Origin of the sequence: Bradyrhizobium sp. AUGA SZCCT0182 (genome assembly GCF_018130185.1) — a bacterium.
Lineage (GTDB): Bacteria > Pseudomonadota > Alphaproteobacteria > Rhizobiales > Xanthobacteraceae > Bradyrhizobium.
The window spans coordinates 1-9,756 of record NZ_JAFCLY010000085.1; the positions used below are offsets into that span (position 1 = coordinate 1).

At 57.5% G+C, this 9,756-nt stretch carries 12 protein-coding genes; 8 read left to right on the forward strand and 4 right to left on the reverse strand.

The features are described from left to right. The first annotated feature begins 18 nt into the window (after positions 1–18). The 7 genes from JQ611_RS40960 to JQ611_RS42910 all read left to right on the forward strand — a co-directional run bounded on the left by JQ611_RS40960 (position 19) and on the right by JQ611_RS42910 (position 5,627). Positions 19–162: a DUF1127 domain-containing protein gene (locus tag JQ611_RS40960; protein ID WP_212468800.1), complete on the forward strand. Its 144-nt coding sequence runs from the start codon at positions 19–21 to the stop codon at positions 160–162. 1,143 nt (positions 163–1,305) lie between these two features. After that, a complete protein-coding gene (locus JQ611_RS40965) occupies positions 1,306–1,458 on the forward strand; it encodes a hypothetical protein (protein ID WP_212468796.1) in 153 nt (50 codons plus the stop codon). 1,211 nt (positions 1,459–2,669) lie between these two features. Beyond that, positions 2,670–2,834 (forward strand): hypothetical protein, encoded by a 165-nt coding sequence (locus tag JQ611_RS40970; protein ID WP_212263347.1) that lies wholly within the window; start codon positions 2,670–2,672, stop codon positions 2,832–2,834. 121 nt (positions 2,835–2,955) lie between these two features. Then, positions 2,956–3,396 (forward strand): hypothetical protein, encoded by a 441-nt coding sequence (locus JQ611_RS40975; protein WP_212468797.1) that lies wholly within the window; start codon positions 2,956–2,958, stop codon positions 3,394–3,396. Further along, positions 3,393–3,653 (forward strand): hypothetical protein, encoded by a 261-nt coding sequence (locus tag JQ611_RS40980; protein WP_212038788.1) that lies wholly within the window; start codon positions 3,393–3,395, stop codon positions 3,651–3,653. Before JQ611_RS40975 ends, JQ611_RS40980 begins: the two co-directional genes overlap by 4 nt. 782 nt (positions 3,654–4,435) lie before the next feature. Further along, on the forward strand, positions 4,436–4,630 hold the full coding sequence (locus JQ611_RS40985; protein ID WP_212263345.1) for a hypothetical protein: 195 nt from the start codon (positions 4,436–4,438) through the stop codon (positions 4,628–4,630). 682 nt (positions 4,631–5,312) lie between these two features. Further along, a complete protein-coding gene (locus tag JQ611_RS42910) occupies positions 5,313–5,627 on the forward strand; it encodes a response regulator (RefSeq protein WP_312012404.1) in 315 nt (104 codons plus the stop codon). A gap of 267 nt (positions 5,628–5,894) precedes the next feature. On the opposite strand, the gene JQ611_RS40995 is transcribed toward JQ611_RS42910, so the two are convergent. Next, a complete protein-coding gene (locus tag JQ611_RS40995) occupies positions 5,895–6,131 on the reverse strand; it encodes a DUF6894 family protein (RefSeq protein ID WP_212468798.1) in 237 nt (78 codons plus the stop codon). Between the two features lie 23 nt (positions 6,132–6,154). After that, positions 6,155–6,328 carry a hypothetical protein gene (locus JQ611_RS41000; protein ID WP_212038792.1) on the reverse strand — a complete coding sequence of 58 codons (174 nt, stop codon included), beginning with the start codon at positions 6,326–6,328 and terminating at the stop codon, positions 6,155–6,157. 50 nt (positions 6,329–6,378) lie between these two features. On the opposite strand from JQ611_RS41000, the gene JQ611_RS41005 reads away from it, so the two are divergent. Beyond that, entirely contained in the window at positions 6,379–6,684 is a 306-nt protein-coding gene (locus tag JQ611_RS41005; RefSeq protein WP_212468799.1) for a hypothetical protein, read from the forward strand. 660 nt (positions 6,685–7,344) lie between these two features. Here JQ611_RS41005 and JQ611_RS41010 read toward each other — a convergent pair. Together JQ611_RS41010 and JQ611_RS41015 are read right to left on the reverse strand one after the other, a co-directional pair. Then, a complete protein-coding gene (locus tag JQ611_RS41010; protein WP_212263342.1) occupies positions 7,345–8,361 on the reverse strand; it encodes an ABC transporter substrate-binding protein in 1,017 nt (338 codons plus the stop codon). Between the two features lie 163 nt (positions 8,362–8,524). After that, complete coding sequence (locus JQ611_RS41015; protein WP_212263341.1) at positions 8,525–9,529, reverse strand: ABC transporter substrate-binding protein; 1,005 nt, start codon at positions 9,527–9,529, stop codon at positions 8,525–8,527. Between the last annotated feature and the right edge of the window lie 227 nt (positions 9,530–9,756).

A 9,756-nucleotide genomic window follows, 5' to 3' on the forward strand; every position in this document is an offset into this window, starting at 1 on the left:
TGGCTAGATGCAATAGCCATGAGGCTGGAGCGGCGTCGTCAGCACAAGCAACTTCTCGAACTTGATGACCATTTGCTAGCCGACATCGGCATGTCCAGAACGACCGTTGAAGAATTGCGCAGGTCTCAACTGTACATGATGGCGTGGCGCGACAGCCGATGATAGCCAATGTCTCAGATGGGTCAAACTGAGACCTCAATCCGCCGGTGCGGCATGTCCGCTCTACCCCCAGGAGCATGACTTCCTCCGACCGGCCGCTTTGCGCCAACAGCGGTCCTTCGAGCGATGAGCACGTGACTTTTAATCATGGGGTCGAGGGTTCGAGTCCCTCCGCGCTCACCAGAAAAACTGCCGCAGCGGTTTCTTGAATTTCCAAAAGTGTCGGTTTAGTTGAATACAACCTTAGATATGAATTAATAGGCAATTAATAGGCGCAAGCGCTTTCCACCTATTTCCCCTTCCTCGACGTACCCGGTGCATCGGTGGCGATGCGCCCTTGGCGGCCCCGGCCCCGCCGCACCGCATTCCCGTTGGTCCACGGTCCTGCCGCGCTCCCCAAAGTGGGTAAGCCTGTTTCAGGGAACCCAGCGCGCCCGCCACGAATTATGACAGTGGGGCGAACGAGGAATCCGCGCCATGCTTCTCAAGCTGTCAGGGTGTTACGTCTGCGACGCAACGCGGCTTGTCTGTGAAGCTCACCCTGACCGCCCATGGTCAGGGAAATACGCCTGCGGTTGCGGCGTTGCTGCCATGGCTTGCCCCACATGCACCAGGTTCGTTCCGCTGCCGCAACTCAACAAGGAAGAGCCGGAGTCCTTGTCGTCATTTGTCCTCAAATAAGCGATCAACGAGCGCCAACAGAACGCGATGAGAGGTCATGCCGTCCTTCGACAGGAATTCGTTGATTGTCATTCGCCAATTGCTCTTGAGCGGCAATTCGCCGTCATATTTCACATGGAGCGACCCGTCCTCATCTTGCTCCAAGAACCACGCTTCATCTCGATTACTAGATTTGTGAATGTAGAATAGCCTTGACCTTGCCATCCCGGTTCCCGGCGCAATATGACGGCCCCAGCGTACTGGAGGTGCGCTGGGGCCGCATTCCAACCGAACGGCAATGGCGGATTGCCAACGGCCTCCGCAAGTTACCGCAGCTCTCGTGATCCTTCCGAACTAGTTCGGAGTAGCTCAGTTGGCTGCCTTTTTCGGTGCTGTCCGTCTTTGATCGGATAGATCGCAACATGGGGACCTAGTTGAAACGCGGGCCTTTTTGAACCTTTTGCCTTTCCAGGCATCCTAATGTTCATGGACCGAGATCGGGAAAAGCACGCAATCGAGGAGAAGCTCGCCAAATGCCGCGATCTGGCATCGGAGTTTCGCGAGGGTCCCACAGCCGAGATGATCCGCATTCTGGAAACTGAGCTTCGCGAGCAAATCCGGAAGCTGGATAAGGAGTAAGGCCGCCTCAGTTGGTGGCCTTTGAGCCGTGGATAAGCGGCCCCAGTGTACTGGAGGTGCACTGGGGCCCAATTAGGGTTTTCTCCCGGTAGAGGCTTTAGGGGGCATAAATCCGGAAGCGCTGAATCGACTCTTGGGGAGTTGCGAAGTTCCAAAAGTCATTGCCACTTGTTCCCGAAATGCTCCGCTAACTTTAGTTATACGCAGTATGAGCCATTCCCGGTTTGTGCCGTGGCCTGTTTTGGTTTTGCGAGTGGCCTATTTCGGCCAGTACCGGGGGTGCAGTTGAGGTAGCCTGGTTTGAAATCGTACGGCCTGATTTGGAGTGAGCAATATTGCTCACATTTGAGGAACAGGTCATGACACGGAGTGTTGGCCCTGCATCACCGCCTCCTTTTCGGCAGTTATCGGTGACAGAGAGTTCGTATAATGCTCCCGCCCAACCCACGCGGTGAGATATGTGTGACAAATGCAAAGAGATCGACAAGACGATTGAGCGGTACCGCCGGATACAGGAAAGGGTCACGGACCGAACATTTATCGAGCGGGCCAAGGAATTGATTGCCGAATTTGAAGCGGACAAGGCCGCACTTAGATGCGGTCAACCGAACTAGAAGTTAAGGCCGCCCCAGTTGGCGGCCTCTTTCTTATGGTGGTGGCACCATCAGAAACCCCAACGCGATCCAGCGGGACGCGCTAGAGCCGCCAACCCAGTTGGGGTTTTCTCCCGTGGCTTTTAGGGGGACATCAATCCGGGAGCGCTGAATCGATTCATGGAGCGTTGCGAGGTTCCAAAAGAAAACGGCCCCAGCGCCTCAGTTAGGGGAAGCGCGCTGAGGCCGGGTAAGTCTCCGTCATTGCCACTTGTTCCCGGTACTAATACCAAGTTTCCCCGAAACCGCTTTCAGGTAATGAACGCGGCTGTTAGATTTTCATTTGGGCGCTCAAAATCCGCCGCCGCAGAGAGCGCCAATTTGGTTGAGATATTTTATCTCTGCCCTGAAAAGCCTCCGCCCGCGCTAGCCCCCCGGACGGGGGTTTTTCATTGAGCGGCCTGTTTTGATTACCGAGTGGCCTAATTCAGCCAGTACCCGCTTTGAGTGACCCGGATCACGGAACCGAGCCGTCGGATTGAACTAAATTGCCCTCACCCGCGCGGGGCAATGGTGCTCCGGGCACTTGAGGGACACGCTGTGGAACGCACAATCGAATTGAACGATCTGACCGACGAAGAGCTTTCCCTCGTACAGGGCGGCGGCATCGGCAGCTTCCTCACGCAGTTGGGCCAGGACATCAAGGATATGCTGTCCACCGGCCACAGCGGCGGCGGCGGCGACGGCCGTCGCAATTCCGGCATGGCCGCTGGTGTTAGTTAATCGCCACGGCGAGCAGACTAAGGCCGCCTCAGTTGGCGGCCTCTTTCATTGTGGCGACCGCGCCTGCGGACCTCAATCCGTAGCGGCTTCCCAAAGGCGCACCGCCGCGCTTCAATGGGCCATGCTCGAACTCACTCGCCGCCGCCATCCCGAACGCTCCGACACTTGGCACGTCTACTACGGTGACATTCAAGTCGGCACGATTGCAGTTCAATCGGGCTTGCCGACGCACGCCAGGCAATGGCGCTGGGATTGCGGCTTCTATCCGCTGTCACACCGGAGACGGTCTCGCTCGGGCTACGCTGCAACCTTCGAACAGGCGCGGGCTGGCTTCGAAGCCGCGTGGAAAGATTATCTGCCACGATGCACGGAAGCCCACTTCGACGAATACCGGCGCGAGCGCGCCTGGACGGCATGGAAATACGCCATGCATGTCGCCGGCCTGCCGTTGCCGACGCAATCAACCAGTGGATGGGCGCGCTGTTTCTGTGGTGCCACGATCGATATAGCGGTAACCGACCGTCACGTTCACGATGCACACATGGATTCGCAGCACGCATGAAGTTCAGCACTGATCGACCCTATGCCGATCCGGAAGCCGCCGCGCGCAAGCTGCTGGAGATCGCCAAAGCGACCGAGCCGGTAGACGGAAAGATTTACATCGAGAAGATAAACGCGCCGATGTTGTACCAGGAGCGCGCCACCCCGGCCGAATACAAAGCCGGGCTTGATCTGGCGATATCACGCGGATGGCTGCTGCTGCACGAGAGCGGCACCTTCGTGAAGTTCACGCCAGCCGGTGCGGAGCTGTTTGCATAGGCAAACCTGCGCGCAAATCGTGTTGATCTAGATGCCTCAGCTCGGGCGGGTCGAAATCCCCGGAATGAACCAGCGCCACGATCGGGACTGGGTGCAAATCGCGGGCTACGCCACGCTGATTCTGGCGATGGTGGCGCTTGTTGTTGTTGGGGTTTCCCTGACTTCACCGTAGCCTTGAGCAGCTCAAATTTTCGCTGTCGCTTAAAGAAACGGCCCCAGCCCTCGGGAGAGGCAACTGGGGCCGGGTCGGCTAGGGATTCGATAGCCTCATACGTCGGGCTGAGTGACGCATTGCAGACCTAAGTCTCGGCGGTCGCCATCGTTCCCTAATGTACCTGGCGCAGTACTGGTCCCTGTTTCGACCCTCAATGGCCCCATTTGAAATAGTTCCTCCCCATCAAACTTTCCCGGTGTGAGCAATATTGACCACTATGTCGGCTGCGGGACATGCCAGATTATCCCGATCACCGCACCGCCTTCGGCTTCCATCGGTGACTGAGAGTGTTGCGCTCCCGCCAGACCAAAAGGGATGCACATCACATGCCGCCCCAACCCCATACCCGTCCTGAACCGTCGCTGATTCCAATTGAGCGGCCGCGCTGCCCCCAGTGTTCTAAACGAATGATGCTTACGAGCATCAGCCCGGCCTCAGAGGGCTATGACAGGCGGACCTTTGGATGCCCCAGTTGCAATCACACAATGATGCGCACGGTCCCGTGCGATTCGATGTCGGACAAGTCGGGCTGGCAACACAGCAACCTCAAAGCCCCGGAGTAAAGGCAATGCAGCGCCGCCGTTTTAGCCACAGCGCGACACTTGAAGAACGTTTGGTCGAATTGGCTCGGAGAGTCCGTTCGGACGTGGAGACGCTTGCGCCATGCAGTGAGCGCGACGAATTAGTCGAGAAGCTTCGCCAGATTGAAACGGCGCTGGATATGAACCAGTTCCTGATATCCTCTGGCTCAAATCGCGAGTAAAGCCGCCTCAGTTGGCGGCCTCTTTCACTTGCGCCGATGTGATCCATATCGCCTGTTGGCACAACGTGGACGTCGACCAATTGCCAAATGGAGGTCCGCAGTTCACGACAAAGCGGACATCTCGTCTGCATCTACAGGTTTGCGCCTTGAGCGATCGAGATCATCTGGCTAGCGCGGCTGAAATGATTTTTCCGCCGAAAACAGCGCCCTACGGCGAAGAGCGTTGAGGCCGATACATATGCCCGGTGTCCTCCAGACAAACCCGAAACGCCTGTGATTGCCGAATATTCCCGAAACTCCCTTCCACATTTTGTTCATGCGCAGTTTGTGCCATTCCCTTTTTGTGCCGGGGTGGGAAGCAGCCGGGATTGCCACTTATTCCTTACTTTTGCAGTTGGCTGGAAACCACAAAACTAAACCCCCGTAGTTCTCCGGTTATGTTCACTTTTGCACATAATTCCGGAACGAATGAGTTCAGCTTCTCTTACCCCTTGGAGGGGCAGCCAAGGTGGATTAGTGAAGTGGATAACGTTGTTACGATTCTGGTCGTCGAGGACGACCCGGTTATTCAAGCGTTGGTCGTAGATCTCTTTCAGACGGTGGTTTCGAATCAATCATTACCGCGTCAGGCGATGAAGCGGGGACGCTTCTCCAATCAGAGGATTCCAAATTTCGGGCGGTCGTGATTGACATCGAGCTACGTGGGAACATGGACGGCTGGGACGTGGGCCGCACCGCAAGAGAGGTAGATTCGGCAATGCCCGTTGTCTACATTACCGGCAATCACGGGGATGAATGGGCATCCAAGGGCGTTCCAAATAGCCTTCTGCTCGCCAAGCCGTTTGCGCTGGCGCAGCTTGTGACTGCCATTGCCAATCTGCTCAATACGGTAACCCCGCCAGCCGCGCCGGCAGAGGCCATACTCACGAAATACAAGATGGCCGCATGGTTCCGAAATCCGCAGAGCATCCGAAGTAAGGCCGCTTCAGTTGGGTGATATCCCGCCGGACGGTTAGCGGCGCTTTGTTCAATCGATATGTCCGGAACCGAACTTAGGCCACATCGTTACCCCGCATCGAGGCAGGCCGTCGATGCTGCAGTTAAACCCCGCCATTCGGATTCGGTGCAGGTGCGGAGCGACCATGGAACACGCCCGCCTTATACCCGGTCTTAGCGGGTTTGAAGATCGTGTCTTCAAATGTAACAAGTGCGGCGCGATCGAGATACGGACAGCAGACACCGATAAGTAAGGCGCGCTGGCTGCCTATTTGGCCGGGTTTTGGTAGGACGGCTTGGAATATACCGGCACGGTGCCAATCTCATGCCCCGCATCATTAATTATTGCGATTCGTCGTTGAGGATCGTCCTCGGGATTATCGAGTGATACGCCTATGGCGAGTACCGACGCCCTTATGAGTGCAGCGGTATCGTTCTCGCAAACAAAGCCCGATGCATCAAAAAAAAGGTGGCCGTCCTCAACATTGAAAAAATAACGGGGCACTGGCAAGCCTCCAACTTGGTAAGTTAGTCGTCGTCCTTTTTCTCAGGCTGGTTTGGTAGCTCACCACGATTTTCGGCAGTCTCTTCCGGATCGCCGGGTTTTTTCCCGGCCATGTTTCCAGGGTTGTAGTGAAACTTGCCTTCCGGGTTTTCGCCGGGCTGCTTTACATTCGGGTTTCGTGTGTTGTCGTCGGCCATCAGGCGTACCTTTGGAAGGAGGAACAACGTTCAACAGAACCGCGATGCCAATGTTCCTGATACTGGCCGGGGATCGCAGAATTGATTGCCGAATTAGAGGCTTCAAAGGCCGCCCTTCACCCCAAGCAGGCGCTAACCAAAATAAGATTGAACAATTCTGCCTGCTCGCCGTCGTCTTTGCAGGAGGTGGAGCGATGCAAAGTCGGAAGCAACAGCTTGAACAGTCGCGGAGGCTACTGGAGGAAGTTGGCGACGCCACAACCAAAGCCAAGCTGCAAGAGCTGTCGGAAGAGCAGTCGGAAGAGCTGTCGGAAGAATTGGAGAAAGAGCGGATGCGAAACGAGAAGCTGAGCTAGCGCTTCCGGTCGCCTTCGGTTTTGGTGACCGCCGTTAGCCTGCTGCGAATGTAGTCGGTCAGGTCGCCAACCTCCTCCTGAATATTGGCCTCTGCAATCACTTAGGGGTAAGTTCACGCAGCGGCTCGAGACGGATGGCTCGCTTTTACTTTCACAAGCACCAAGATGGAAGACTATCGGAAGACCACAAAGGGCGTGTGTTTCCCGACGAACAAGCTGCGTCGTCATGCCTTGCGTGAGGTTGCTGCCGTTATAGGCCGGATCGCTCAAACCGAAGACCGCAATGGAAGGTATGTCGGCGTCGAGGTGAACGACGGCGAGAATACGCGATGTAATGTAAGGGCGTATATTGTCGTCGAACATCCTCGTTGAGCCCGGAACGCGTCCCTTGTGCCACTCCACGCGCCTCCCGTTCTAGTCTACGAAGCCGCGCCGTCGTTACCGGTGCAGTGGCGATGAGTTCGAGCAATCCCCCCGCCGGGACTGGCTGAACGCTCTCAGCGGGCCGCGCGGGGGTTGAGGGTTTGTTGCCGGGCGGATCAAGCGGCTCTCAGCGAGCTCCGATGTCGGCTTTGCCGCATATAACGGACTCTGGGCGGACATCGCGTTACTTCCGAATGGTGCCAGAAGCACACACTCATGCATTCAACAGAACTGGTTCTATTCGATCACCTTGTCGGCGCGGAGGAGAAATGACTCTGGAATATCGATGCCTAACGCCTTGGCCGTCTTTAAATTGACGAACAGCTCAAATCGGGTTGGTTGCTGCACCGGAAGATCGCCAGGATTAGCGCCTTTGAGTACCGCATCGAGGTGACGCGACGCCTGGCGGATCATCTCCGTGACATTAGGTCCGTACGAGATCAAGCCGCCTGCCTGAACCCATGCACCCCATCCAGCCACCAGCGGCATGCGTTGCCGATTGGCAAACTCTACGATGCGCTGCGCGTTGGCCACCGTGTGCCGTGACGATACGACGTAGAGGCTGTCGATGCCAGACTCCTTCGCCGTTTCAAGCGTTCGGTCGAGTTCAGCAGGATCGTGTATTCCGACCGGCAGCAACTCGAGCTTCAAAACTTTTGCTGCGCGCTCGGCGATCGGCAGTTCGTTGTCGGCGTGGCTGGCATCGCGAACGAGCGCAACCCGTGCTATGCGGGGAGCCGCTTCCTTGAATGTTTCGAGCCGCTTGGCCGCGAGTTGGTCCGACAAAAACGTGACACCGGTCGAATTGCCGCCGGGCTTCGCCAGGCTCTTGGCAATGCCGAGTTGAACGGGATCGGCGCTCATGGCGTAGACAACCGGAATCACCTGAGTAGCCTTCGCGACATGTGACATTACATCGCCCCCGAGGGCAAAGATCACATCGGGTTTGCTCTGAACCAGCTCCGTGGCCAGTTCGGGAAGCCGCTCTGGCCGACCTTGAGCATACCGGTATTCGATAGTGACGTTCTGGCCATCGACATAGCCAAGTTGGCGAATTCCTTCTAGAAGCGCTTGCGTGTTCGGATCGCGTTCCGGAGTGCTGTAGATCAGGACGCCGATGCGCGTGCGGCGCGCCGCCGACTGTTGCGCACGCGCCCGGAGCGGCCCGGCCGACAATGCAAAGGTGGCCGCTCCTGCGATGAATTCTCTCCGCAGCATATAAGCCTCCGTCCAATGACCGGAATCAGCATACATGCTCTGCTCATGCAGACCCATGCAAAAGTCTGGTCGATGTCCGCCTTGGGTCATGCGCGTCGATTTGACCGGACCACGGCGACTTCCGGTCTACCCGGGGTGAACGGACATTCTCAGGATAGGCGGGCATGTCTCAAAGGTGCCATGAACGGACATGGCAGAATTATTCGATCACCTCGTCGGCGCGGGCGAGCAGCGCCGGGGGCAGGGTCAGGGCGAACGCTTTTGCCGTCTTCAGGTTGATTAGGAGTTCAAATTTGGTCGCCTGGTAAATCGGAATGTCACCCGGTTTGGCACCTTTCAGGATTTTGTGCACGTCATCGGCCAACTGCCTGAACAGCTCCGTGAGATCGAGCGCATAGCCCATCAGCGCGCCGGCTTCGACGTAATCGCGGTACGGACATATCGTCGGCAAGCGTTTTTTCACGGCGAGTTCGGCGATGAGCTGGCGGTTGGCGTAGAGGTCGCCCTCTCCGCTCACCAGCACCGCGTCCGGCCGTTGCTCCGCTATCGCATCGAAGACGCGCTCAATCTCCGAGGGTTTCCCCTCCTGCGGGAAGACAAAAGCCAGCGAAATTCCCAAACGCGCGGCGGCACCCCGCAAGACTTGCCCCACAGACCCTTCCCATCCGCCGCGCATCCCCAGGAATACGGCCTTCTGCATCGAAGGAATGGCTTCTTTCAAGAACTCCAGCCGCTTTCCCCAGATCTCGATGCCGGCATCAAGCGTGATGCCGGTGAGGTTGCCGCCGGGCCGGTGCAGGTTGGTCACCAGCCCCGCCTGCAGCGGATCCAGCATGAAAGCAACAATCGGTATCGTACCGGTTGCCGCCTTGAACACGGTCACGACGGTATTCGTTCCGGTGACGATCACATCCGGGTTGCGGGTCACGATTTCACGGACCACTTCGGCATAACGATCGTGACGTCCCTCGGCCCAGTAGCGTTCGATGATCAGACTTTGTCCTTCCACGTAACCTAAACGGCGCAGCTCGCCGAAAAAGGCGCGCCATGCGCTGCCCCCGCCCGTTTCAGTCAGGAGCGCGGGCGGGATTGCCGGATGGAACATCGCCAGCAGCGGCGGTCTCGCCGCTTGCTGCGCGCGCGCCGCCGGCGGCCACGCCACCGCCGCGCCGCCAAGCAGAGTAATGAACTCGCGTCGCCTCACTACCATCGCCTCCCGCGCTGACCAAAACGATAGCACACCTCAGTACGGTGGGAGACTGCTGCCCTGCGAATTCCGGCCCAGCTTAGGACCGGATTGGGTCAAAAGCGACACTTTGGTCGTCGGCGGACTACTTCCGGTTTCCCCCGGAAGCGGACATCGTCAGGGCCGGTCGGCATGTCTCAAAAGTGCCAACAGCAGAAGTCCGCCGCGTCACTCAATGACTTCGT